Consider the following 26,637-nt stretch of genomic DNA (forward strand, 5'->3'; position numbering starts at 1 on the left):
GGAAAGTATAAAACTTTAGGCTTTATCGTATAAGAAAAGCTATAGCTTTCGCCATAAAGACTAGGCGAACAAGCCAAGTTTTTCTAACACTATAGGAAAGTATAAAATTTTATGGTTTATCCCGCATGTAAGGTGCCGTAAGACTCCCACTTCAAAATCTTGAGTTGATACAAAAGGTCTAAGTGGGAGAAAACGGCACCTAAATGCCCGATTCGTTTAACTAACAATCAGTAGGAGATGGAAGAAAACTCCTACTGATTGAAGTTTCACTTTATAGTATAAGAAAAACTATGGCTTTCGCTAAAGACTAGGCGATAAGGCCAGTTTTTCTAAAAAAATTTTTATTGGTGATTTCATGTCAGTTTTAAAGCAGAAACGTTGGTTGTTTATTATTACTATTGGATTAGGAACTTTATTAAATCCATTGAATTCATCCATGATTGCAGTTGCAGTGACACGTCTTCAGGATGATTTTACATTGTCTTTTGTGAGTGCATCATGGCTTATTTCTATCTTCTATTTAGCAAGTGCAGCTGGTCAGCCTGTTATGGGGAAGCTGAGTGACATGTTTGGTTCAAAACGATTATTTATGACCGGATTAGCGCTTGTTGCTTTTGCGTCGCTGTTAGCACCTTTTTCACCAAACTTTCCATTTCTATTAGCATGCCGGGCGTTGCAGGCAATTGGCAGCTCCACGCTGTTCCCAAGCGGGATGAGTATGATTCGGACACATATTACAAAAGGTCAAGGGCAAGCACTTGCTACGTTGTCTATATTTGCTTCCACATCAGCAGCTTTTGGCCCGTCGGTCGGTGGTTTTTTAATTGATTCATGGGATTGGCAAGCTATCTTTTTCGTTAATTTTCCATTTATTATTTTATCCTTTGTATTAGCTATTTTTGTTTTACCATCGACAAAAGAAAAAAATACCAGCATGAAGCAAATTGACTTCACAGGAATTTTTTTATTTACGGTGTCTGTGACGAGCTTGATTTTATTTTTGCTCTCGTTTGAAGAAGGGAATATTCGCTGGTGGGCGTTCGTTGTTTTTCTCGTGACTGCGATTAGTTTTTATAAATTTGAAGAAAAGCGATTTGCTCCGTTTATGGATATTCATCGTTTAAAGAAAAACCCGAACGTAACGATGATTTATATTCAATTTATGAGTATCAATTTGATATATTATTGCTACTTTTTTGGGTTTCCTATTTTTCTTCAGCAAGCATTGACATATAGTGAAGCGCAGTCAGGAATTATTATGCTGGCTTTAGCGGGATTTGGAGTTATTATCGCTCCGTTCGCAGGTCGAATGATAGATATGCTTGGTTCAAAGTTACCTGCAGTTGTTGGCGTAGGATTACTTTTAATCGGGACCGGATTATTATTAACGTATCATGAAACTTCTTCATTAAGTTGGTTACTTGTGATTATGAGTGTTTTAGGAGCTAGTAATGGGTTTAACAATATTTCCATGCAGACAGCATTATATGAAAATGTTAAGAAGGAAGATACGGGACAAGCTTCCGGTTTATTTCAAACGAGCAGATATATGGGAGCTATCCTATCTTCCAGTTTGCTTGGTCTAACTTTTAATCAACAAGTAAGTCATGATAATTTACATCTTGTTGCGATGATTTGTCTGACTTTCTCCGTTTTGGTGTTTGGGATGGCACTGAAACTTCCTGGCAAGCTTAAAGGTAATTGGGAATAAAGTGAAACACCAATCAGTGGGTATTTTCTTTTATCCCCCACTGATGGTTAAAGTGAACAGAATCGGGCATTTGACTTGCAGTTGAATCCTCTACATGGGTGTAGCGTGGAGAGGAGCAGGTCTTACTGCCCAGTTACGTACGGGATAAATGTGGTACATTCCTTCCATTGTTTCTTGTAAGAGTTATAGGTCATAGCCTACTTCTCGATTAGAATAACAGCAGCTTAGATTAGAATTTTATCCATATCTAAGCTGCTGTTATCTCTCCTGTTTAGACAGACTTCTTGGTATTCCTTTAAGCTGGAGTAAACTTCGGTCTTCTTAAAAGTCCACATTGACCTCTTAAGTCACCGCCTTTTCTTTATCCTTTCTACGTTGTAGAGCTTCCACCAAGACTTATTTTTAAAAAAAGATATCTACCATGTAAACGGCTATCGTTCCCCTAGATAACAAAGAAAACTAGGGGAGACCTAGTTACACATTTATAACTTAGGTTCTGCATTAAATTAACTTTAGCTAGAATTTTATCCAGTTTAACCATAAATAAATGAGACGGAGTCATTTTATCGGACTTTTTGATTACACACTTCAACATGTTCGCATTGTTTTTTTTCCTGAAACAGTTTTATAAATCGTTTCGCACTTTTAGGTAGGTAACGATCCTTTAGCCAAACTAGCGCTGATTTAGAAATAAACGTATGGCCTTTAATCGGAAGTTGTTTTAATCCACTAAAGTGATGTCGATAAAGTGTGGACTCGGGAATAATTGTTGCTCCAACTTCTTCACTAACTAGCTGAAGTATCATATCAACATCCGGACATTCGCAAACAATTTTTGGAGTTAACTTGTATTTATCAAACTGCTCCAAAATCAATTCATATTGTCCGATACCACTTATCCGATGCAGCAATAATAATGGCAGCTGACTCAGCTGCTTCATGGTTATGCTTTCAAAAGACCCTAACCAGCTTTCCGGAATTACAGCTACATAGTTTTCATCTGGAAGGGGATGAATCGAAAACTTATCCATGTTAATAGGCAAGCGAATGATAGCTACATCAATTTCTCTATGAATTAATTGTTCTGCAAGAAGCGAAGAATCACCCTCTTTTAAATGAAAATGAACGTTAGGATATTTTTTTTGAAAAGCTTTCAGTTGCTTCGGTATATGATTGAAGCATGTCTTTACACAACCAATGGATAATGTACCCTTTATCCCGGAACCAGTGTCTTTTACTTCTGTAATCGCCTCTTCAAGATATTGAAAAAGGATGTCCGTTTTTCCATAAAGGATGTTTCCAGCTTCTGTTAGTTCCATTTTTCTTCCATTACGCTCCATCAGCCTTACCCCTAATTCCTCTTCTAATTCTTTAAGACTTTGACTTAAGGGTGGTTGAGCCATATGGAGCTTTTGTGCAGCACGGGTAATTTGCCCTTCCTTAGCGATCGTCTGAAAGTAACGCAATTGCCTTAAATTCATTCCATACCTCCTGTTTTTGAAAGCTTTTTTGTAGATTTATATATGATAGCAATATATCTAAGTTAAAAGTATATAATTTTCATATCGATTATTAATGAAATAGATATTATTAATATAGTAATAATTATGGTATTATTCAAATTAAAAGTATTATTCAGATAACGAGGAGGGAATAATACCAAATATAACGTATGCGAAGGATGTTGTTGTTAGCGCTTACGAAATAAATGAGGGAGGGAAATATATGCCGGCTAAAACAGGGCAACAATATATTGATCGTTTAAAGAAAACAAAAAATAATGTTTATATTCATGGAGAACGTGTTGATGATGTGACAGAACATCCAGCTTTTAAAAATGTGATTCAATCCATGGCAAGATTATATGATATGCAGTATGAAAAACCAAAGAAAATGTTATATACGTCACCAACAACCGGTGATCCAATCGGAAAAACATTTATGGTTCCGTCAACGGTTGAAGATTTGATAGAACGCCGAAAAGCGATTATGGAATGGCAATGTTTTACAAAAGGATTAATGGGCAGATCTCCTGATTACTTGAATGCAGATGTGATGGCGATGGGGCAGGCAAGTGAATTTTTTGCTGAAGGAGATCCGATGTTTGCAGAAAATGCGAGAAACTACGCGGAATTTGCTAGAGAAAATGATATTAGTTTAACTCATACACTAATTCATCCACAAGTAAACCGGGCGAAAATTCAGGCGGAACAAAAAGATGCGAATGTCGCCTTGCATGTTGTGGAAAAGAACGATAATGGTGTCATTGTTGATGGGATTCGGCTACTTGCGACACAGGGAGCCATCACAGATGAGATTTTAGTATTTCCTTCAACTGTCAAAAAATCTGGAGAGCTTGACGATCCCTTTTCCTTAGCATTTGCCTTGCCGAATAATACACCGGGATTAAGGTTTTTAAGTCGGGAAGCTTTTATATTTGGCAGTAATAAATATGATCATCCATTGAGCGCTTCTTTTGAAGAAGGGGATGCGATTGTAGCATTTGATCATGTGTTAGTTCCATGGGATCGAATCTTTGTATTGGAAAATTCATCCATTTGTAATCGGGCTTTTGTAGAAACCAATGCCGTCGTTCATATGACACATCAAGTGGTAGTAAAAGATATTGCCAAAACAGAATTTTTACTTGGTGTCGTACTCACACTGATGGATTCCATTGGAATTGATGGCTTTCAACATGTAAAGGATAAAGGAACCGAAATTATGCTGACATTGGAGACGATGAAGTCTCATCTGTTTCGCGCAGAGCATAATGCCAAAATAGATAAGTGGGGGATGATGACTCCTGATTTTACTGCGTTAGATGCTGCTAGAAACTGGTTTCCACGTGTATATCCAAGAATGGCTGAAATTGTTAGGATCCTCGGAGCTTCAGGATTAATGGGAATTCCAACCTATAAAGACTTTGAAAATGAAGAGATTGGCCCCATTCTGCACCGCGCTATGCAAGGGAAGAATGTGGAAGGATACGAACGTGTACAAATTTTTCGTTTAGCATGGGATTTAACGATGAGTGCATTTGGCGCAAGACAGACACATTATGAATATTACTTCTTTGGTGATCCTATTAAAATGGGAATGGCTTATTTTGATAAATATGATAAAGAAACATATAAAGCCCAAGTGCGAGAGTTTTTAAGCAGCCAAAAAATCGATACGTTAACACTTTAGTTTCAAAAGAAGATTACTGATAAAAGGAAAGGAGCTTAATCACCCGTCATCATTGTCTTATACGGAAGGATAAAAAGCAGAATTTCGAGACTTTGCTGCGTCATTTTACTGATTTTCGAATACCTTCTTATTAAAAGTTTAGAAAGTAAAGATAACAAAATGTTCATGAAGCTTCTCAAAAGTAGATAAAAAGGAGGGTATAGACATGGAAAGTAGAGCTTTTCGCGATGCTATGGGGCGGTTTGCTACTGGAGTGACAGTGATTACGACAAATGCAAATAAAGAAGTTCATGGAATGACAGCGAATGCGTTTATGTCGGTTTCACTAGACCCCAAATTGATCACGGTTTCCATTGATAATCGGGCAAATATGCTAAACAAAATCAACTGTTCGGGTAAATTTGCAGTTAATGTACTATCAGATTTACAGCAAGATATTTCTATGCACTTTGCTGGTCAGGCAAAAAAATACGATGAAATTCCTTTTGCAATGTTTCACGGTGTTCCTATTATTCAGGGATCGCTTGCCTCCGTTGTTTGTGAATTAGATCGAACGTATGTGGTAGGTGATCACACACTTTTTATTGGAAGCGTAGTTGATGCTTTGTTAACCGAGGGCAACCCGTTAACATTTTATGGTGGAAAGTATGGGAAGTATCAACCAGCTGAATATGTATAACGGATCTTTCTATCATCTGAATGATATATGATTTTATATATAAAAAAGGAGCGGATAGCATGGCAAAACAACTTGCAGATCAACATACGAAAATGCAGCAACAAGTAAAAGATATACAGCTTTATATAGATGGACAATTTGTTGATGCTGAGCATAACAGAGTATTTGAAAATAGCAGTCCATTTACCAATGAAACGATCAACAAGGTAGCGATGGGAGAGCAAGCAGATATAGATAAAGCAGTTCATGCTGCAAAAAATGCATTTAAAGGGGAGTGGGGCAAGCTAAAAGTAAAAGATCGGTTAGCTTATATTTATAAAATTGCTGACCTCATTGATGAACATATTGATGAAATTGCTCCCTTGGAGTCGTTTGATACCGGATTACCAATTAGTCAAACGAAGAAAATGGTCAGTAGAGCTGCTTATAACTTTCGCTTTTATGCAGAAATGGTAGCTACACGTATGGTTGGTGAAGCTTATCAGGTTGATGATGAATTTTTAAACTATACCATTCATAAGCCTGTAGGAGTAGCAGGGTTGATCACTCCTTGGAATGCTCCATTTATGCTAGAGACGTGGAAACTTGCACCAGCACTTGCAACCGGAAACACCGTCGTACTTAAACCAGCGGAATGGTCACCGCTTACCGCCAATCGACTAGCTGAAATTATTGATAAAGCTGGTTTACCAAACGGGGTGTTTAATGTCGTACATGGTTATGGGGAAACAGCGGGTGCATCGCTCGTTGCTCATCCAGATGTAGCGCTTATTTCATTCACGGGCGAAACGAAAACCGGTTCGGAAATTATGAAAAATGGTGCTGATTGGTTAAAAAGCTTCTCTATGGAACTTGGTGGTAAATCACCAATTATTGTATTTGAGGATGCGGACATAGAACGAGCATTGGATGCTTGTACATGGGGGATTTTCTCATTTAATGGGGAGCGCTGTACAGCTAATTCCCGTTTATATATTCATGAAACGGTTGCGGAACCTTTTATCGAAAAGTTAAAACAACGAATTGTCAATATTAAAGTTGGTGATCCGTTAGAAAGCGATACACTAGTCGGTCCGTTGATTCATAAGGAACATTATACAAATGTAAAAAACTATCTCAAGCTTGCAGAAGAGGAAGGATGTGAGGTGATTAGCGGTAATATTCCACCTGGTAATGGGAACTTCATTGCACCAACATTACTTTTGCATGCAAGAAATGATATGCGAGTCGTTCAAGAGGAAATTTTTGGCCCGGTAATTGCAGCTATGACGTTTACGGATGAAGAAGAAGTAATTGAATTAGCAAATGATGTCCGTTATGGTTTAGCAGGCTATGTATGGACAAAAGACATTCAACGAGGACATCGTGTTGCCCAAGCAATAGAATCTGGAATGCTATGGGTCAATTCACAAAATGTAAGGGATTTAAGAACCCCGTTTGGCGGAGCGAAACATAGTGGAATAGGCCGTGAAGGTGGGCATTATGCCTTTGAGTTTTACACAGAAACCCAAATTATTCACGTTGCATTAAAGGACCATTATATTCCGCAGTTTGGGAAATAGAGGAGGAGGTTTTCATGATATTTAATATCATCCGTTCAGGACGCGCTGTTTTACATGTTACTGACTTAGATAGATCAAGGGCATTTTATGAGGCGTTGGGCTTTATTGTGACGGAAGCAGATGATGAAAATATTTTCCTGCGCGGGCTAGAGGAGCATAACCATCATAGTTTGTGGTTAAAAAAGCGTACAGAGGCAGCGGTTGAAGCAATTAGCTATAAGGTCATTGCCGACGAGAATCTTGATGAATTGGAAAAACTCTTTCTTCAACAAGGGAAAAATGTGAAATGGCTTAAAAAAGGTACCCAAAAAGCAGTTGGACGCGCTCTTCGTGTTCAAGATAAGGCAGGTTTACCACTTGAATTTTATGCGGAAATGGAGACAGTTGATCGTTTACTTCAGCGCTATGAATTATATAAGGGAGCTAAAGTACAGCGTATTGATCATTTTAATTGTATGGTGGCAAATGTCGAAGAAGCTTCTAACTACTATATAGATGAACTAGGCTTCGCTTGTTCTGAGTATACCGTCGATGAAAATGAAAAAATATGGGCCGCATGGTTGCATCGGAAGCCTTCGGTACACGACATCGCTTTTATGAATGGGTCTGGACCACAGTTACATCATATTGGCTTCTGGTTAAGAGATCCAATGAGTTTAATAGATGGTTGTGATGTTCTAGCTGCACTTGGTTATGGGCGAAATATTGAAAGAGGGCCAGGACGGCACGGGTTGTCAAATGCGTTATTCTTGTATGTAAGAGATCCAGATGGCCATCGAATTGAATTATACAATGGAGACTATTTAACTAGTGACCCGGATTTTAAACCCATTAAATGGGAGTTAGATGATCCAATGCGTCAGACATTTTGGGGACATGAAGCGCCAGATAGCTGGTTTGATGAGGCATCAATAGTATTAGATATCCATTCAGGTCAAAAAATACCGTTGCATGAACCTGTATTAAAGAAAAGTAAGCCGCAATTTGTTATTTAACATACTAAAAAAACATGGTTTTGGGAGAGAGATTCAGGTGCAATTGCTGTTTTGTTACAAAAGTGAACTTAGTCATAATACCTTATTCATTGAGAGATTCAACAAGCTATCTTAAGCATGAAGAAGTGTTTATCCCGCATGTAGGTTGCCGTAAGACCTCGCTTCACGAATTATAGAGAATACGAAGAAAAGTTAAAGTGGGATAAACGGCACCTAAATGCCCGATTCGTTCAGAAGGCCTTTAGGTCATAGCCTTGCGGTACTAACATTCAAGGAGAAAAGCATTCCTTGAATGAAGCTTCACTTTTGAAAAATAGGTAGATAGAAAGGATGGTTAACTTGAGTAAAAATTTTACTGAAATTAAACAGCGATTACGGGGCTCAATGACCCCGTTGATTACCCCTTTTAAGGAAAATTATGAAGTCGATTATGAAAAACAGGCGGAGTTAATTGAGTATCAGTTGGAAAATGGTACTCATGCAATTTCTGTAACAGGAACATCCGGAGAACCAAGCTCGCTAAGCATAGAAGAGCGGGTAAGCGTTATGGAAAATGCCAAAAAAGTAATTAATGGACGAGTGCCTTTTGTGCCAGGGACAGGTTCAACGAATCATGAGGAGACGATGTATTTAACAAAGAAGGCGCAGGAAATGGGCGCAGATGCAGCTATGGTTATCGTTCCATACTATAATAAACCGAATCAGCAGGCATTATATAAGCATTTTAAGACAGTTGCAGACTCCGTTGATATTCCAATTATTGTTTATAATATACCTGGGCGAACTGCAGTCAATCTGGAAGTGGAAACATTAGCTAGATTAAATGAAGATTGCCCAAATATCGTTGGTGTAAAAGAGTCTAATAAAGACTTTGAACATGTAAATCGTGTCTTGCTTAACTGTGGTCGAGACTTTTTGTTGTTTTCTGGAATTGAACTGCTCTGTTATCCAATGCTTGCCATTGGAGGTGCGGGGTCTATCAGTGCAACTTCTAATGTAGAGCCAAAAAAGGTTGCTGAATTGCATAATGCCTGGGAGGAAGGCAATGTAAAACTGGCGCAAGATCTCCATTTTGAATTAACGAAATTAAATGATGTACTTTTTAAAGATACCAACCCAGCTCCAGTGAAAGCAGCGCTAGGAATGATGGGGAAAATTGAACCCGTACTCCGTCTGCCAATGGATTTACCTTCAGAGAAGTTACAACAGGAAATACGAGAAACATTAGTAGAATACGAAAAACTGTTACAACGTGCATAATTAGCTGTTTGGCAATAGAATTTTTTGACTCTTAAGCAATATCGTAAGTAGCATTATTTGTCAGGATATTGCTTAAGTTTATTTTGTACTGTACAAAAGTATAAAATTTTAGGGTCTAGAGTATAAGAAAAACTACAGCTTTCGCTAAAGACTTGGCGACAAGCCAAGTTTTTCTAATATGTTAAAACGGTGTGACTTTTCGAACTTAGAAGTTCATATGGAGTTGAGTAGTTGTCAAATGGTTAAATGGACCCTGCACACGAATATTTTTAAATCATTTGAAAATATAAAGAAGGGATGATATAAGGTGCAAACTGCTCGGGCTAAACTATGTGGAATTAAGCCTTATCAAGAAGTAAAGCTAAGCCTGCGTGATGAAAAAATTTCAATAGATGGAAAATTATATAACATGGAAGAAGTCAGATTTGATATTCCTGTTTCCGGTACGGTTTATGGCACATTATTAAACTATCGAAAGGCGTATAAACAGTTAGAACCGTCTATGTCGCAAGCCCCATACCATGCACCGCCAAATGCGCCCATCTTATATATAAAACCAAGGAATACCTTTTCCTCATATGGAGCAGTCATTTCATTACCTGAAGGCATAACAGAACTAGAAATAGGGGCAGCTTTAGGAATTGTTATTGGAAAAACGGCAACAAACGTAAAGGAAACAGAAGCGTTTTCTTTTATAGAGGGATATACGATTGTAAATGATGTAAGTATACCACATACTAATGTGTATCGACCGGCAATTAAAGAAAAATCACGTGATGGATTTTGTCCGATCGGTCCATGGGTAATTAGGAAGGAAGCAGTTGCTAATCCGAATGCATTACGCATATGCGTAAAAATTAATGGAGAAGTGAAGCAGGAAAATAATACGTGTAATCTGCTTCGTCCAATAGAAAAATTGCTTGCAGACGTTACAGAATTTATGACTTTGGCAAAAGGAGATGTTTTACTAGTTGGTATTCCCGAAGATCCACCACTAGCTAAAGTAAATGATCTGGTGCAAATAGAAATTGAACATATAGGAAAGCTAGAAAATAAGCTAACATCTAAAGTAGGTTGGGAAGGAGGAATAACATGAAGTATGCACGAGTTGCTTATCAAGGGCTTTTGCATGAAGCGATTGTAACAGCTACTGGAGTCAAGCTTCAGGATGGGAGGGTAGTTGGAGAAGAAGAGGTTGTTTGGCTACCACCAGTCGTGCCAAATACCGTCTTCACATTAGGGTTAAATTACGCAGATCACGCCAAGGAATTATCTTTTTCAGCTGTTCAAAAAGAGCCGCTTATCTTTTTTAAAGGTCCGAATACATTGATTGGACATAATGGGAAAACGATGCGCCCTGATGACGCTACTTTTATGCATTATGAGTGTGAGTTAGCTGTCGTGATTGGCAAACAGGCCAAGCAAGTGAAAAGAGAAGATGCCTATCAGTATGTTAAAGGATATACAATCGCAAATGACTATGCGATTCGTGATTACTTAGAAAACTATTATCGGCCGAATCTTCGCGTAAAGAATCGGGACAGCTGCACGCCAATCGGTCCATGGCTTATTGATAAAGAAGATATGAAAGATCCTATGAATTTAACATTGCGTACATACGTCAATGGAAAGGTAACACAAGAAGGAACAACGGCTGATATGCTTTTAAGTATTCCGGAATTAATTGAATATTTAAGTGAGTTTATGACTTTATATCCGAATGATATTATTTTAACAGGAACACCAAAAGGATCAGTAAACACGCTTGTTGGTGATGAAGTGGTTACAGAAATAGAAGGAATTGGGCAATTAGTTAATACAATTGTCGGTGAGGAGTCATTTCAAAAGTAACAAATCTAAAAGGGAGGAGCACTGATGCCTCATTTAATTATTGAATATACCGATAATATTAAAGAAGCGGCAAATATTCCTGAGTTGCTAAAAACAGTAAATGCGACATTACTTATTCATCAAGATATCATTCCAATTGGTGGACTTAGGTCCAGAGCAATTGAATTAAATAATTATCTCGTAGCAGATGGAACAGCAGATGACGCTTTTGTTCATGTAACCTTAAAATTAGGGAAGGGTAGGTCAGTGGAAGCAAAAAAACAATTATGTGATGACGTATTTTCTGCTCTGAAGCGCCATTTTTCTTCGATCTATAAGAGACGTTATTTTGCGTTATCACTAGAACTTTATGAATTCATCTCACCTACGTATAAACTAAATAATATTCATGAGCGTTATAAAAACTAATAAAATAAGAGAGTTCAGTCAATCGAATCAAGCAATTAAGAGAAATATCTGCCATGTTAGATTCACGAAAAACGTTTCAATATCAAGAAATCTTCTGAGCACATGACGTCTTACGTTGTAATAAGCAATGTTATTTGACTAGAATACAAGTGTAGAAGCTTATACAATCTGTTTTGACAATCATATATTATATAGTATATGATATATCCACTATGGAAAATCAACCGATTACAAAAAAACAAAAAGCTTATGATTATATGAAGTCGCGCATTATTGAGGGCTATTATGCACCAGGACAACGAATTGTAATTAACCAATTGGTGAAAGAGTTATTTACTAGTGCAATTCCAATTCGTGAAGCAGTTCGCCAACTTGAGGCAGAAGGCTTAATTGAATATCAAAATAATATAGGACCAATAGTTACTCCAATTAATAAAGATGAGTATTTTAATACAATGTCTGTTTTAGCAGTCATGGAAGGATATGGGACAGCTTTAAGCAGTCAACACGGCATTACCAAAGAAAGGCTGGCAGAACTATCGGAAAAAAATAACCAAATGAAGGAGGCTATCGATGAATTCAACTTCCAAAATTTTGGAAGATTAAATCGTGCCTTTCACGAGTTGATTTATGCACATTGTAAGAATACATTTTTAGTTGATGAAATTCGTCGGTTATGGATAAAGCTTGACTCGATTCGCAGAGCAGGTTCTGCTTTTCATCCAAAGCGTGCCTTAGCTTCCATTGAGGAACATGAGCAATTAATTGAGTTATTGAGGAAAAGAGCTGACTTTGAAATAATTGAAAAAGTTGCTCGAATGCATAAATTAAATACTAGAGATGCATTTAAAGACCAGAGCAATTTTGTACAAGATCGGGTATTTTTTTAGGATTTCGTATGCTAAAAGGAGCCATAAGCTCGATTAGCGGTAAAGCTTGCGATTAAGTAACAGATGTGCTCAAATGAGTCCATTGACCGGAGCGAGCAGTAAAAATATTTATAGGAAGCACAAGTATTGAAAGCTCCTAAATGATGTTAATTTTCATAAATCATTTAGGGGTTTTCTCAAACCTTATAAATCGCACGAAAGTATAAAGTTATCATGAACATCTAAAAAAATGAGAATTAATACGGATGTACTATCTCCAATTTATCGAATTATTCTAATAATTTATTGATATTGTAATTGAAATCATATATAATATTGTATATGATGTAAACGTTTTCTTTATGGGTGCTACGTGTTTTAATTATCCCCCATGTAACTTGCAGTAAGTTCTGCTCTTCCACATGCTAGAGATGAAACCTGGGAGGATAAATGGAGGATAAAGGAAAAATCTCTACTGATGAAGATTCACTTTATAAAGATAAATTTATTAATGGAGGGAGAAGGATGTCACGTCGATTAAGTTATTTTATAGCTATATGTTTCATGTTGTTACTTACGTCATGCTTACAAGGAATAGCTTCAACTGGATCAGAACATCATTTCATCATTTCGCACTTTTTGCCAGGTAATCATCCGATTCAGACAGAAGTGTTTCAAGAAATAGGTAGTGAAATAGAAGAAAAATCAAATGGAGTTATTACATATGATATATATCCTGCCAATGCATTGGGAGAAGCAGGTTCTCAGTATGATATGACTGTTACAGGGGAGGTGGATATTGCATTAAGTGTACACGGATATTCCCCTGGTAGATTCCCCTTAGTATCGATTTTAGAACTGCCATTTTTGGCTGAGACAGCGGCTCATGGTTCAGAAATCCTGGAACATTTATATCAAGAATTTCCGAGTATTCAAGCAGAACACAGTGATACGATACCACTTTATTTATTTACTGCTGATCCAGCACAACTAATCACAAAGGAGCATCCCATTCAATCACCAGAGGATTTAAAGGGTTTACGTATTCGTTCTCCCTCACCATTAGCAAACGACATTTTAGAGGTATTGGGAGCTGTGCCTGTTTCGATGCCAATGGGAGATGTTTATGAGTCAATGGAACGTGGTGTCATTGATGGAGCAATGGTTCCTTTAGAGGCGCTTTATAATTATAACTTATATGAGGTAGCTACTTATATTACGGTAGGAAATTTTTCAACTACACCATTTTTCGCGGTTATGAATAAGAATACATATGAACATTTGTCGAATGAAGAAAAAGAAATTATCAATGGGGCTACGGATCTGGAAACGTCCATAAAGAGTGGGAGTGTTTTTGATGTTGATGGAGAAAAAGGGAGAAAATTAGCAGAAGATAATGGTGCGGAAATAATTGAGATAGATGAACAAATGGGAGTTGAATGGGAGCGGGCATTAGATTCCATCTCTCAAACTTGGATCAATGATATGGAGAAAAAAGGGTTTCCCGGACAGAAAATTTACAACCGGGCATTGGAGTTAAGAGATGACTTAAAGGAGAGAAAGAAGTGATGTAAATGGAGAGACTAATTAATAAATTAAATAAGCTCTCACATGTTATAGCACAAGCTATCTTGTTAGCCATGGCGGGTCTTATTACTTTAGATGTTTTAGGAAGATGGATATTTAAACAACCCATTACAGGGACGGTTGATTTCACAGAGATTGGACTAGCATTGGTCATCTTTTTGAGTTTCGCTTATACACATATAAAGGAAGAACATATTACGATAGATTTTGTAGTAGAGCAATTTTCAAAACGTGTACAATTATTATTTTCCTTTTCAATTAATTTGATCATAGCGATGTTAATGGTCATTATTACTTGGAGTACTGCTACATATGCATTGCGTCTTTATAGAACAAATACAGTAACAGGGGATTTAAATATTCCTTTATATCCAATTGTATTCTTAGCTTCGATTGGATTAGGGTTATTTGCTTTGACTGCATGTTTACATGTTTTTTACTACTGGAAAAAGGTGGTTCTTAACGATGAGTCCTGAAATGGTAGGTACAATAGGCATTCTTGCCTTAATCATTTTGTTTTTAATGAAAATTCCAGTAGGTGTTTCTCTTATATTAGTAGGTCTAGCCGGGACATCCTTGATTCGGGGTTGGGATGTCGCATTTTTTCAACTAGGGAGGACCCCTTTTGATACAGCTAGCTCATACTCTCTAAGTGTCATTCCGTTATTTATTTTAATGGGTATGATTTTATCTTATACTGGTATGGGAAAGGATTTATATCGTGCCGTAGATAGTTGGATTGGCCATTTGCGAGGCGGATTAGCGATGGCAACCATTGGTACTGCAGCTATTTTTTCAGCTATTTCTGGCTCTTTGAATGCTACTACGGCAACGGTGTCCAAAATAACGCTACCTGAAATGGAAAAATATAATTATAAACCAAGCTTGTCTACTGCTTGTGTAGCAGCGGGTGGAACATTGGGGATTTTAATTCCTCCAAGCGTAATCCTAATTTTATATGGCATTCAAACGAGAGAGCCAATTGGAGAATTATTAATCGCAGGGATTATTCCAGGGATCATTCAAGTTGTTATTTTTATGATTATTGTTGCTATCCTTGTACGTAAAGATCCTTCTTTAGCCCCTGCAAAAGTGGAGCAGTCAACTGTAATGGAGAAGTTCCATACATTAAAAAGTGTTTGGCCGTTTTTAGCTTTGTTTATCATTAGTATAGGAGGAATTTATTTAGGTATCTTCACTCCGACCGAAGCTGCTGGTGTAGGGGCAATTGGAGCGATGTTTTTTTCATTCATTTCCAAAAGGCTAAACTGGAATCGATTAAAGCTATCATTTAACGAATCGGTAAAATTAACTGCTTATATTTTTTTAATTCTCATTGGAGCTACTATATTTAGTCAGTTCATAACAATTAGTAGGCTTCCGGTAGCGTTGACACAAATGGTAGGAAACTTGGAACTAAATTCGTCTGTTGTTCTGATTGTTATTTTATTTGCATTGTTTTTATTAGGCTGCTTTATAGAAGGTTTATCGCTAATTGTACTTACTATTCCAATTATTTATCCGATTATAATAGAGTTGGGATTTAATGGCGTATGGTTTGGAATTATTATGGTCATGGCAATTAATATTGGTTCATTGACACCTCCTTTAGGAATAAGTATTTTTGTTATTAAGGGGGTTGCCAACCATATACCGATACAAACTCTTTTTAAAGGAGCAGTTCCAATGATTGTCGGAATGATAATCTGCATATTCTTGTTAATTATTTTCCCACAATTAGTAACGATTTTACCTAGTCTTATGCAATAAGTATCTATCTTTTTTATGAAAATGAGAAAGAAGGGAAAAATACCGATGATTATATAGGTACGTGTTCCATAGGGTAATAAATAGACGTATATTTAAACTCTCAAATAGTTGTGGCATTTGCATGAATGTCTAGGAATTTAAGCGTCATGAAGGAAAAAGGAGATATTCATTATTAAAATTCAGAAGGTTTAACAATATAGAACGAATTGAGCAATCAGCTGTGGAAATGTTACACAGCTGTTATTTTCTTAATATTAACAAAAATCAATATTACATATGACCAAAATGTAATGGATGCTAATGTATACGCAGATGTTCTGATCTAAAAATTAGTTTACCGCTATAACCGCATTTCATTTAGGTTGAATAGAAAAATAGTCAATTTTATCTCGCTCCAAAGATGCCGTTAGACTAGTTATAGATAAAAAAGAAAGTCTCGGTGCAGATAACGGCACTCGAACACCCGATTGGTTCAGGTCATATCCTGCGACTAACATTCGTTGGAAAAAGCGTTCCACGGAATGAAGCTTCAGTTTCTCTTATCAGAAGCTCTCTGCCGTTTGTATGCCGCTGACCGAGCGCTTCTAGCGTTTATTCCACTATAGGAAAGTATAAAATTTTAGGGTTTATCGTATAAGAAAAACTACACCTCGCTAAAGGCTTGGCAACAAGCCAAGTTTTTCTAATGATTCAAAATAGGTAAAGTTTAGTTAGCTATTATTGTAATGTGGTAGAGGAAGTGTGTTATCCTTAACAGAGAGAATCAAAAATTAAATCTATTGAAAAAGTATTAAATTATACTAGAATAGGCCTACTAATAACAGATCCCTCTCTAACAGATAATCCAATCATTTATGTAAACAAAAGCTTTACTGAATAAAAATAGGTACACATTGAAGAATGTTAAAATGGCTTTAAATGATATAGACAGAATTATAAAGAACAGAATTACAAAGAAAAAAAGATCACTTACATGTAAAACAATAGAAGACTTAAGCATTATTCCTGATTTAGAAATTAAAGGTCGTAAGGTGTTTAGTGAGTTAGAACGTGGCTTTGAACTTGAAACGAAAAAAGAGTGCCAGGAGTGGTTAAAAGTTCTTGAAGAACATTGACTTGTTATAATGGAATTAAAGGAAGCGGATGTGGAGAATGTCCTCCCTGTAAATTAAGGAGACAAGGTCTTATAAAGTATGAAGAACAAAAACGTAAGTAGCTGTAGAAGAAAGGTATGCAAACCATGTACAACTGCTCGACCGTTTGCTTCTTCTCTTATATAGAAATGAAATTGTGGTAAGCATCGTGTAGGCATTAAATTAATTCTACAAAATCCTCCTCACTTCACCTATTAAAAGCTTGATAAAGAAAGATAGAATTTATCTTTTGGAAGCGCCATAATTGTGTTTGGCTTCGGATTGTATTATTATTTATATGTTGATCGATGTAAGAATTTAATTGTGAATTCAGTCACTTAAATATGAAGCAAAAACTAAACTATTAGTGTAAGCAAAGGAGTATATTATGAAAATAGGAATTGATAAAATTGGTTTTTATGTTCCACATTTATATGTAGATATGAATAAACTGGCAAAAGCAAGAAATGTAGATCCAGAAAAATATACGATAGGTATTGGTCAAGAAAAAATGGCAATTGCACCAATTACACAGGACTCTGTGACATTGGCTGCTAATGCAGCATTAAATATTCTGGATGATGCCGATAAGAAGAATATTGATTTTGTTATATTTGGAACGGAGACAGGTGTGGATAACTCCAAAGCTGCCGGAATATATATTCACCACCTATTAGGACTTAAGCAAAATGTAAGAACAATTGAAGTGAAGCAGGCTTGTTATGGAGCAACAGCAGGTATTCAAATGGCAAAAGGTCATATTGCATTAAATCCAGACAGCAAAGTACTAGTTCTAGCCTCTGATATCGCTAGATATGGTTTAAGAACTGGCGGTGAAGCAACACAAGGGGCAGGCGCAGTTGCGCTAGTAATTAGTAGAGATCCCCGTATCATGAAGCTTGAGGATAAAAGTGCCTTCATGACCGGCGAGGTGATGGACTTTTGGCGGCCTGTATATTCCGAATATGCCTTAGTTAATGGCAAGCTGTCGAATGAAAAATATCTTTCTTTCTTTGAAGAAATTTGGCAGACATTTAAAACTTCTACAGGCTTATCAATAAAAGATTTTGCCGCTATTTGTTACCATCTTCCATATACAAAGATGGGATTAAAGGCCCTGCGAACGATTTATGATGAGGGAACAGAAGCGGATAAAGAGCGTTTGTTAAAAAACTGGGAATACAGTAAAATGTATAATAAAAATGTAGGTAATATTTATACTGGCTCCTTATATTTAAGCTTGATATCTTTACTTGAGCATCAGAAGGATTTAGAAGAAGGAGCAAGAATTGGTTTATTCAGCTATGGTTCTGGAGCTGTAGGAGAGTTCTTCACTGGTATATTACAACCAAACTATCAAGCTCATTTAAATCAAAAACAACATGAAGAAATGTTAGCTTCAAGAATAGAAGTAACTGTAGCGGAATATGAAAAAATCTTTGAGATGATTTTACCTAATGATGGATCAACAGTACAGTTAGATACAGAGGCGGACCCAGCAAAAATAAAATTAGCTGGGGTAAGTGAGCATATTCGCCAATATATTAATAACTAATAGGCATAAGTGATGAGTAAAAAACGGATTTCTCTAAACTAGAGAAATTCGTTTTTTACTGTTAAGGAAACGATATTTTTATGGTGGATATTTTTTGAAAAGTAGCATCGTCTAGCTTGAACGCTCAAGCTGTAACCAAACTCTGATTTTCTTCCTGCGATAGCCAACATGAGTTCGAATCGAAAGGAAGGTCGACTAAAAAGCGAACTTTCCACTCAGGCGTCGGCATTTCCCTGTTTTAGAGGCACGTTTTCTTTACCCTGAGTATAAGGAGCGTACTTTTCTCATTTCTATAATTTACTTATCTTTTTGCGAACGTAATGAGAAAAAACGGCTTCTAAATCCTCGATTCGTTTCGGGTCGACAGAACAGAAAAGCTACTTGAATAGACATCGCACGCTGAAAAGTGTTTTTTTTTCAAGGACAGAAAAGCTAAGTCAGCGATACTTCGCAATTTTTTCAAGGAAAAAAGCACTCCTTGAATGAAGTTTCACTGTACGTTTCAGAATTTTGCCGTTATACGTTACTAAACGAGCGCACTTCTAGTTTTTGTTCTACATATACGATAAGAAATGATAAACTTAAAGAGACAAATAAAAAATGAGGGAATGCACCAATCAAGTTACGAAGTGAAGTAAATTTCTGTTAATTTATCTGCAACGGCTTCTGTCAACTCCTTAGTCATTTTAGGGACAAACGATTTTAAAACGGGATTTATAACAGATCCGAGCATGCCACTAGCCTTTATATTTAAATGACCAGTCATGTTGGTTTTTCTATCGCTAATCGGTTTTGCATAGAAGGATCCGCCTCCAGTAAATTTTTCACTTAAACCAATGAGATCAAAGGTTACTTTGTTAGGCTCTTGCCATTCGGTAATAATAACTTTTAACTGAACTTTTTTGTGAACGATTCCAAGGTCTCCCTTAAATGTCCAGGTTGATTCTCTTTCATTTAAAATTTCATGGTCAATATATCCGGGAATTAATGGAGCCCATCGATTCATATCGCTAACGAACTCCCACACGTCACTAATAGGAACATTCATCTCGATTTCATGCTTTCCACTAGGCATAACGTTCTCACCTTCCTTGAATTAATAATATATGGATGAAGAACACCAGGTATACCTGGCGTTACTAATTGTAATCTCAATACATTTTTTATAAAAATGAACTTGTCATTTAAAAGAATTTGAAAGAGGAGATTTACTATATCTTTTACCATACAGAAAGATAAATAAACGTCTTTGATGAAAAGCTGCGAATGTTTAAAAAAAGACGTACATAATTGTATGCAAATGAAATTTTAATAACGACGAATAAACACAGGTCGTACTGAATGATAGAGCAGTAATAGGTTAAAAAATATAGAATTTTACGTTTATACCTGTTGCAGGTATAATGATACGTAATGACTAAGAGAAAGGCAAGTGCAATGATAGGAAGAATAATTTCCTCTCCAAATGTATCGTTATTTTAGTTTGTAACAGCAGTAGCCATAGATTTTCGACTTAATGAAATCAGTCTAAAGAGGAGAGATTTAATGGCAAAATTAATTGAAGGAAATCATATTAGAAAAACGATTCATAATAAAGATATTTTGAAAGACTTGTCCTTTTCCTTTGTAAAAGGAGAGGGAGTTGCCATTCTAGGGCCAAACGGTTCTGGTAAGAGTACGTTATTAAAACTATTAGCAGGACTGACCAAACCTACTAGTGGAACAATACATACACACGACTCTTGTAAAGTTGGCTATGCACCGGAACAATTTCCAGATGGAATAAGGTTTAGAGCTTTTGATTATCTCTATCACTTAGGAAAAATACAGGGCTTATCAAGTAAAAAAACAACGAAACGAGTAAACGATCTTCTTCAACAATTCGGAATGCAAGATGAAATGCAAGCTATAAAATATTTTTCAAAAGGGATGAAGCAGAAAGTTAGTATGATGCAGGCTTTATTAATGGGGCCTTCCGTGTTAATTCTGGATGAGCCGCTGTCAGGACTAGATTTTATTATTCAACATGAACTGGAGTCGATTTTATATGACTTAAAGGAAAAAGGATTAACAATTATTTTTTCTTGTCATGATGAAGTACTATTACAACGCATTGCCAATCGAATCATCGTGTTACATCAAGGTGTATTTTCTCAAGATTACTATCCGTCATACGAAAGGCAACACCAATATGTCACTATCCGGGCTTCTATCCCTCGAGATCGCTCGCTAATCACGCGCTTGAGTAGTCGAAGTGAAGTACGAATTATTAAAGTGGATGAAAGAACGTTTGTATTAGCAGTATATGGGGAGAAAAGTGATGATGTATTGCTAGAACTCATTCAATCCGGTTCGTCGATTTACTTCGTTCAGCAGACTTTACAAGCAAATTTTGCAAAATCCAAGGAGTGGAAGCTAACATGAAAGCTTTGATTACTTATCAACTTCGGGATTATTTAAAATCGTATAATTATGTTGCGCCTTTTAGTGTTTTTATCATCATGTTAATTGTCAATTATGCATTTTATCCGAACCCGGTTTTGGCTAGTTATGGAGTGACTGCTATTTATTTGTACATCCTAACTGCATGGGTAACGGTTACTTTTTTCCATACCGAGGATTCTATACAGGAAGGAATAACCATTATCCATACAGGCAGCGAAAATAAATTCTTTGTTAGTAAGTATCTAAGTTTATTGTTTATCACGATTGTATTTGCAGTTATTTCTGTGGTATATCCAGTTGTATTCGGCATGTTTTCTGAGCAGGTAACAATAGAATCATTAACAATTGGTTTTTTAACACATCTGTTACTAGGAGTGTTAGCCATATCTATCGGTGCTTTATTTACTAGAAATATTGTTGAGACAAAGAGCAATCAATGGTTGGGAATTATATTAGTTCTTGTCGTGTCTATTTCATCGCTTGGAATTCAACAATTGCTCCCGCCATCCTGGGAATATTTATTACTTTTGATTCCTCCGATATCTGAAGTTATTGTACAAATGAACGATTCTTTAAACGTAAATGATATTCTTATCATGTACGGCTGGAGTATAGGTTATTCGAGCTGCTTAATCATCCTGTTTTTCATTATTTACCAACGAAAAAAAAGGTATAAATAAGTTTCTTTTGAAAGGGTTAGTTGCCAACGGTTGGAAATAGAAGTGTAATTTTTAGGGGTCGCCACCTTTTCTATATTTGTATCCTCTTTTTTTAAATATGTTAGGGTGGAAGCAGATGTTGACTTATCGTATTTCGATTGGTCAATCGTTATATTTCGTGCATTATTTAAGGTTTTTCCAAATCAGGGTTTACCAAATTTGTTTATCTTAGTGGTAACGTTAATTATGTTTGTTATTCCGGCTAGGAATCCGTTGGCATCCTGCCTCCCATGCTATTAGTTGGGGATATATTGCTGTTACTTGTTATCGCCGATACTAAAAATTTAAACTCGCTTATTCTATGGGTGTTGATCGGAATTATTGTAAGTTATTATACGCTAGAACGTGTTGATGATAAACGATTAAAACCAATAATTGGGGTCATTGTACTCGCTATGATTGGATTAAATTTTACTAGACACTATTTAGGAAAAAGATTTAACCAGTTATTGCCAAAGTCTGCCATATTTACGATGTTCTCGGAGATCTTAGCGGTTTTGTTTACAATGGTTGATAATGCTGCGCACCGCGGGAGCGATAATGATGATTTATTTACTAGTAAAAAATGTGCCCAAAATGAATTTGTTGGAACAGATGCACGTTTCTTTTTTTTACTTATGCTTTAATCAAAGTACCGTTCTATTTAAGTCTTGGGTAGATCAATAAACCGTAAACCGTCAATTAAGTTTTAATCTTTAATGGCTCCGGTTATTCTTTTTATACAATTATAAATGTTGGAATTTTGCCAATCAACCCACAATGGATGTTAGCTGTTGTTTTGATATACGGAATAGATTTAGTATTCAATTAATTGGTAGAAAAATTTGTTTGTTTTGTTAGGAGATCTTGACAATGTATTATATGTTAGGAAGCGTAGAAATTGATTCACTTTATAAAATGTATCATATATAATCGTGATCTTATTTATCAAAAAATCTGCACGAGTTAAGTTAGGTGATGGGTGTGGGGTATCGTTTCATTTAAAGTATCTACTTCAAAAGAACCGAGAAGTTCGGTTACGGTTTTGAGTAGAGTATTGCAGTTACATAACAGAGGATTTAGAAGTAAAGAAAGAGGTTCGATGGATCATTTTTGTTGGTCTTTTGAGCATCCTCTTTACACATAATAAATGATCATAATAACAAGTGAAATGAAAACTTTTCCAATAAATTTCAAATCGATTCCCTCCAATCATGTTATTAGGTTACTTTCAGTTTGAGTATATCAAATGGTTGTAAAACCGACATGAAGCTACTGTTAATTACACGTAAATAAATTTCTATAACTATTTGTTGCTTGAATTGGTAGGTTTTAATTATCGTAACTTGTATTTTCTTCATTATTAAATATCGGCATAAAAATAGGGCCTTAAACTCCTCCTAAATGTTAGTAGGAGTTTAATGGCTCGTATTGTTCAAAAAAAATATAAGTAACCTCCCACTATTTTTTATTCATCTGCATTATCTTCAATATCAATAAATTTTCTGCTTGAATTACTCTTTGGAATCGTTACTTTTAAAATACCGTTTCTTAGATCAGCCTTTGTTTCTTTTTCAGATATAGCAAATGGAAGGTTAACGACACGTTCTGCCTTTCGGTTATAATAGCTATCATCATGATCCTGTGAGGAATGGTCCTCAGCAGTAATCCGCAATTGGTTACCAACTATTTCCAATTTAATTTGCTCACGCTTATAACCAGGTAGCTCGGCTTCCACAATTACGTCTGAAGCTGTTTCATAGGTCCGGACTGCTAATGGTCGTTTAATTAAAGCATTAAAATTTTTAGCGGATTCATTAAAAAAAGCATCCATTTGCTCCATAAGTCCTTGAAAAGGTCCACGGTCTCCCCGTTTCCATCTATTGTTACTTTCCACAATCAACACCTCTTTTTATCATTTTTTATTACTAATATATGCTTTTTCTTGTTTATAGTAGTGGGCGCAAAGATTTCATAATGAGATAAACAAAAAATTTTAACGAAAATTGATTTAACAAAAGAAAGCGATATCTTTATTGTATTATCCGTTTTTTTAGTTTTATAGAATAGACGGAAAAGTATATAAAATAATAAAAAAGGGAATTATCGAAGAAAACTGTATAGACAAACAATAAACCGGGTGGTATAGTAATTAGTATTATTTTTTAAAAGGAGGGAATTCTCTTGCTATCCAATCCACTTATTTCTACAGTGCTCATTTTTTCACTTATCGCTTTTGGTGAATGGCTCTCCATTATTTCTAGAGCGAGAATACCAATGTTACTTACTGCAATGACGGGTTTTCTTGTACTGGTATGGACAGGCGCTTTTCCAGATGATATTTTAGGAAGATCACAATTTGCGGCATTAGGAGCAATCTTAATAGGTCCTGCAATTGTTCATATGGGGACGTTGATTCCTTTTTCTTTATTGCGCTCTCAACTAAAAGCAGTTCTTATTGCTTTAGGTGGTATCATTGTATCTGGTGTAATTATTCTGATTATTATTTCTATTGTTTTTGATTATGCAACAGCAGTTGCGGGGATAGGGCCGCTAAGTGGGGGAGTTATTGCTCTAATCATTACATCGGAGGAGCTCGCTGCTATTGGACGATCCAGTCTCGTGGTTATTCCAGCATTAATTGTTGCATTTCAGGGAGTTTTAGGCATGCCAATTGCGTTGAATTTTATGCGTAAATATGCCTTGAAAATGCAAAAGCAATTAGATGCAGGTACATTTATTCCGATGAGTTCAAGTATGAAACAAGGGGAAGAAGCTGCATCTAACCAACTAATTAGCCCCCTTAAAACAAGTATTACTTTGAAATTATTTTACGTATTTTTAGGTGCTGGGCTAGGTGTTTTTTTAGGAGAAATAACGCCTATTCATTATAGTTTATGGTGTTTAGCTATTGGGATAATTGGCTTAAAGTTAGGCATGTTTGAAAGCAGGTCACTGGAAAAAGCAAATTCATTCTCAATTACAATGGTGGCAATTATATTTGTAGTTATTGGTACAATGGCTGATGTGACACCAGAAGAAGTGCTACAGAATTTGCCTCGTATTCTAACAATCTTACTGATAGGAACAATTGGAATTATGTTAGGCGGTTATATAATGTCAAAGATAGTGAAATGGGATCCATTAAAAGGTATGCCTGTTGCGTTAACGGCACTTTTTGGATTTCCAGGAGACTACATTTTATGTGAAGAAGTAAGCAGAAGTGTAGCTAGGAATAAGGAAGAAGAAAAATTAATTTTTAACGAACTACTTGCACCAATGGTAATTGGTGGTTTTACCACAGTTACTGTTACATCCGTTATTATTGCTGGTTTGTTAGTACAAACATTGTAACTCAGAGAAAAAAGGGTTTTTCTCTTTAATAATATAGGGGAGGAAATGCTGATGACAAGGCTACTCATTAAAAATGGTCTATGTATTGATGGAAAAAGTAGTGAACCCAAAACGAATTGGATCGTAGTTATCGATGCGAAAAAAATAGTTTATTTTGGGGAAGAAGTAAGCTATTTATTATCTGGTGATGAGACAGTTATCGATGCCAATGGAGGCACGATCCTTCCAGGATTTATCGATACACATGTACATATGATGTTGGAATTCTCACCGATTGCCGAGCGACTAGCAACTCCATTTTCATTTATGTATTATCAAGCAGCACAGTATTTAAAAACAACTTTACAAGCTGGGGTAACTTCTGTTAGAGATGCTTTAGGAGCAGATCTCGGGATAAAGAAAGCAATTGAAGATGGACTTATTCCTGGTCCTAGAATGCAATTAAGTATTAATGCTTTAACGATTACAGGAGGACACGGAGATGGGTATACGGTGTCTGGAAATATTATTGATTTATTGCCATCCGATTATCCTGGGATGCCAAATGGAAAATGTGATGGGATAGAAGAAGTTCGGAAAAAAACAAGAGAAATGTTGCGTGCGGGTGCGGAAGTAATTAAAGTTCATGCTACTGGTGGGGTACTAAGTGCTACTGATCACCCGGAATTTACTCAATTTTCACTGGAAGAATTAAAAGTAATTGTAGAGGAAGCGCGTTTTCGTAAAGGTGTAAGGGTAATGGCACATGCACAAGGTACAGAAGGGATTAAGAATGCTGTGAAAGCAGGCGTACAATCCATTGAACATGGAATTTTTATTGATGAAGAAGCGATTGAATTAATGCTTGAGCATGAAACGTTTTTAGTTCCGACCTTATTAGCTCCGGTAGCCGTTTTAGAAACAGCTGAGGAAGCAGGAATGCCAGTTACAGCTGTTGAAAAGTCGAAAGAAGTAATTGAACAACATCATGCAAGTATTGCAAAAGCTTATCAAGCTGGTGTTAAAATAGCGATGGGAACAGATGCAGGTGTGATGAAGCATGGAACGAATTTACGAGAGCTTGGATTAATGAAAGATATTGGTATGACACCGATGGAAACAATTATTGCTTCTACGAAAACAGCAGCAGAGTGCTTGGGCTGGCAAGATAAACTGGGAACGTTAGAGACTGGAAAGCTGGCAGATATTATAATTGTAAAAGGAAATCCACTAGATGATATATATTCACTGGCGGACAATGAAACTATTCAAGTAGTCATCAAAAATGGAAAAGTTGAAAAAAATACACTCGAATAAAATTACGGAATAAATGTGCTGCTAATTCAAATGAAAACCTTCCTTTAAGTTTAGATTATCTTGCTTTTAAAAGGGAGGTTTTCTGTAGTTGTTTAGGGAACGATTACATGGTGGATAACTAGTTCGTCTAGAAGAAAACACTTCTTAAATGAAGCTCACTGTATTGCTCCAGAAGTTCTACCATTTGTACACGACTAACCAAGGCTTTTTCGCTTTTGTTCTGTAGTTGAACTTTGTTTCATTAGAATGAGTATACCAATTAGAGAAAATGG

At 36.3% G+C, this 26,637-nt stretch carries 23 protein-coding genes and 1 pseudogene; 21 read left to right on the forward strand and 3 right to left on the reverse strand.

The window, feature by feature from the left end:
• Positions 1-355: 355 nt before the first annotated feature.
• Positions 356-1,711, forward strand: coding sequence for an MFS transporter (locus JNUCC74_RS06970; protein ID WP_454067443.1), 1,356 nt, complete (start codon positions 356-358; stop codon positions 1,709-1,711).
• 563 nt (positions 1,712-2,274) lie between these two features.
• Here the strand turns inward: JNUCC74_RS06970 and JNUCC74_RS06975 are convergent.
• Complete coding sequence (locus JNUCC74_RS06975) at positions 2,275-3,192, reverse strand: LysR family transcriptional regulator (protein WP_454067444.1); 918 nt, start codon at positions 3,190-3,192, stop codon at positions 2,275-2,277.
• Between the two features lie 244 nt (positions 3,193-3,436).
• Here JNUCC74_RS06975 and hpaB point away from each other — a divergent pair, with 244 nt between their 5' ends.
• The 15 genes and pseudogenes from hpaB to JNUCC74_RS07050 all read left to right on the forward strand — a co-directional run bounded on the left by hpaB (position 3,437) and on the right by JNUCC74_RS07050 (position 18,572).
• On the forward strand, positions 3,437-4,903 hold the full coding sequence (gene hpaB, locus JNUCC74_RS06980; protein WP_454067445.1) for a 4-hydroxyphenylacetate 3-monooxygenase, oxygenase component: 1,467 nt from the start codon (positions 3,437-3,439) through the stop codon (positions 4,901-4,903).
• 205 nt (positions 4,904-5,108) lie between these two features.
• Entirely contained in the window at positions 5,109-5,582 is a 474-nt protein-coding gene (locus JNUCC74_RS06985) for a flavin reductase family protein (protein WP_454067446.1), read from the forward strand.
• 59 nt (positions 5,583-5,641) lie between these two features.
• Positions 5,642-7,144: a 5-carboxymethyl-2-hydroxymuconate semialdehyde dehydrogenase gene (gene hpaE, locus JNUCC74_RS06990; protein ID WP_454067447.1), complete on the forward strand. Its 1,503-nt coding sequence runs from the start codon at positions 5,642-5,644 to the stop codon at positions 7,142-7,144.
• Between the two features lie 14 nt (positions 7,145-7,158).
• Positions 7,159-8,139, forward strand: a complete 981-nt coding sequence (hpaD, locus tag JNUCC74_RS06995) for a 3,4-dihydroxyphenylacetate 2,3-dioxygenase (protein WP_454067448.1) — start codon at positions 7,159-7,161, stop codon at positions 8,137-8,139.
• Between the two features lie 384 nt (positions 8,140-8,523).
• On the forward strand, positions 8,524-9,399 hold the full coding sequence (gene hpaI / locus JNUCC74_RS07000) for a 2,4-dihydroxyhept-2-ene-1,7-dioic acid aldolase (protein WP_454067853.1): 876 nt from the start codon (positions 8,524-8,526) through the stop codon (positions 9,397-9,399).
• Between the two features lie 307 nt (positions 9,400-9,706).
• Positions 9,707-10,495 carry a fumarylacetoacetate hydrolase family protein gene (locus JNUCC74_RS07005; RefSeq protein ID WP_454067449.1) on the forward strand — a complete coding sequence of 263 codons (789 nt, stop codon included), beginning with the start codon at positions 9,707-9,709 and terminating at the stop codon, positions 10,493-10,495.
• Positions 10,492-11,250: a fumarylacetoacetate hydrolase family protein gene (locus JNUCC74_RS07010; protein ID WP_454067450.1), complete on the forward strand. Its 759-nt coding sequence runs from the start codon at positions 10,492-10,494 to the stop codon at positions 11,248-11,250. The genes JNUCC74_RS07005 and JNUCC74_RS07010 overlap by 4 nt, the downstream gene beginning before the upstream one ends.
• 24 nt (positions 11,251-11,274) lie before the next feature.
• A complete protein-coding gene (locus tag JNUCC74_RS07015) occupies positions 11,275-11,658 on the forward strand; it encodes a 5-carboxymethyl-2-hydroxymuconate Delta-isomerase (RefSeq protein WP_454067451.1) in 384 nt (127 codons plus the stop codon).
• A gap of 212 nt (positions 11,659-11,870) precedes the next feature.
• Complete coding sequence (locus JNUCC74_RS07020) at positions 11,871-12,548, forward strand: GntR family transcriptional regulator (RefSeq protein ID WP_454067452.1); 678 nt, start codon at positions 11,871-11,873, stop codon at positions 12,546-12,548.
• A gap of 504 nt (positions 12,549-13,052) precedes the next feature.
• A complete protein-coding gene (locus JNUCC74_RS07025) occupies positions 13,053-14,096 on the forward strand; it encodes a TRAP transporter substrate-binding protein (RefSeq protein ID WP_454067453.1) in 1,044 nt (347 codons plus the stop codon).
• A 5-nt stretch (positions 14,097-14,101) separates the two neighbouring features.
• Entirely contained in the window at positions 14,102-14,590 is a 489-nt protein-coding gene (locus JNUCC74_RS07030; protein WP_454067454.1) for a TRAP transporter small permease, read from the forward strand.
• Positions 14,580-15,884, forward strand: coding sequence for a TRAP transporter large permease (locus JNUCC74_RS07035; RefSeq protein WP_454067455.1), 1,305 nt, complete (start codon positions 14,580-14,582; stop codon positions 15,882-15,884). Before JNUCC74_RS07030 ends, JNUCC74_RS07035 begins: the two co-directional genes overlap by 11 nt.
• 908 nt (positions 15,885-16,792) lie before the next feature.
• Positions 16,793-16,999 carry a hypothetical protein gene (locus JNUCC74_RS07040; protein ID WP_454067456.1) on the forward strand — a complete coding sequence of 69 codons (207 nt, stop codon included), beginning with the start codon at positions 16,793-16,795 and terminating at the stop codon, positions 16,997-16,999.
• Positions 16,990-17,100 (forward strand): annotated as a pseudogene (locus tag JNUCC74_RS07045) (7-cyano-7-deazaguanine synthase); the annotation flags it as partial. The gene JNUCC74_RS07040 and the pseudogene JNUCC74_RS07045, both read left to right, overlap by 10 nt.
• A gap of 305 nt (positions 17,101-17,405) precedes the next feature.
• On the forward strand, positions 17,406-18,572 hold the full coding sequence (locus tag JNUCC74_RS07050) for a hydroxymethylglutaryl-CoA synthase (RefSeq protein WP_454067457.1): 1,167 nt from the start codon (positions 17,406-17,408) through the stop codon (positions 18,570-18,572).
• A 622-nt stretch (positions 18,573-19,194) separates the two neighbouring features.
• Here the strand turns inward: JNUCC74_RS07050 and JNUCC74_RS07055 are convergent.
• Entirely contained in the window at positions 19,195-19,647 is a 453-nt protein-coding gene (locus JNUCC74_RS07055; RefSeq protein WP_454067458.1) for a CoxG family protein, read from the reverse strand.
• A gap of 470 nt (positions 19,648-20,117) precedes the next feature.
• Between JNUCC74_RS07055 and JNUCC74_RS07060 the strand changes: the two genes are divergently transcribed.
• From JNUCC74_RS07060 to JNUCC74_RS07070, 3 genes are all read left to right on the forward strand, one after another.
• Positions 20,118-20,996: an ABC transporter ATP-binding protein gene (locus JNUCC74_RS07060; RefSeq protein ID WP_454067459.1), complete on the forward strand. Its 879-nt coding sequence runs from the start codon at positions 20,118-20,120 to the stop codon at positions 20,994-20,996.
• Positions 20,993-21,697 (forward strand): ABC transporter permease, encoded by a 705-nt coding sequence (locus JNUCC74_RS07065; protein WP_454067460.1) that lies wholly within the window; start codon positions 20,993-20,995, stop codon positions 21,695-21,697. Before JNUCC74_RS07060 ends, JNUCC74_RS07065 begins: the two co-directional genes overlap by 4 nt.
• A gap of 269 nt (positions 21,698-21,966) precedes the next feature.
• The gene (locus tag JNUCC74_RS07070; RefSeq protein WP_454067461.1) at positions 21,967-22,362 is read left to right on the forward strand and encodes a hypothetical protein; all 396 of its coding nucleotides are present in this window, start codon (positions 21,967-21,969) and stop codon (positions 22,360-22,362) included.
• 821 nt (positions 22,363-23,183) lie between these two features.
• Here JNUCC74_RS07070 and JNUCC74_RS07075 read toward each other — a convergent pair.
• Complete coding sequence (locus tag JNUCC74_RS07075) at positions 23,184-23,612, reverse strand: Hsp20/alpha crystallin family protein (protein ID WP_454067462.1); 429 nt, start codon at positions 23,610-23,612, stop codon at positions 23,184-23,186.
• A gap of 287 nt (positions 23,613-23,899) precedes the next feature.
• On the opposite strand from JNUCC74_RS07075, the gene JNUCC74_RS07080 reads away from it, so the two are divergent.
• A complete protein-coding gene (locus tag JNUCC74_RS07080) occupies positions 23,900-25,069 on the forward strand; it encodes a hypothetical protein (RefSeq protein ID WP_454067463.1) in 1,170 nt (389 codons plus the stop codon).
• A gap of 51 nt (positions 25,070-25,120) precedes the next feature.
• The gene (locus JNUCC74_RS07085) at positions 25,121-26,365 is read left to right on the forward strand and encodes an amidohydrolase family protein (protein ID WP_454067464.1); all 1,245 of its coding nucleotides are present in this window, start codon (positions 25,121-25,123) and stop codon (positions 26,363-26,365) included.
• Positions 26,366-26,637: the final 272 nt, after the last annotated feature.

Source organism: Cerasibacillus sp. JNUCC 74, from assembly GCF_053667775.1.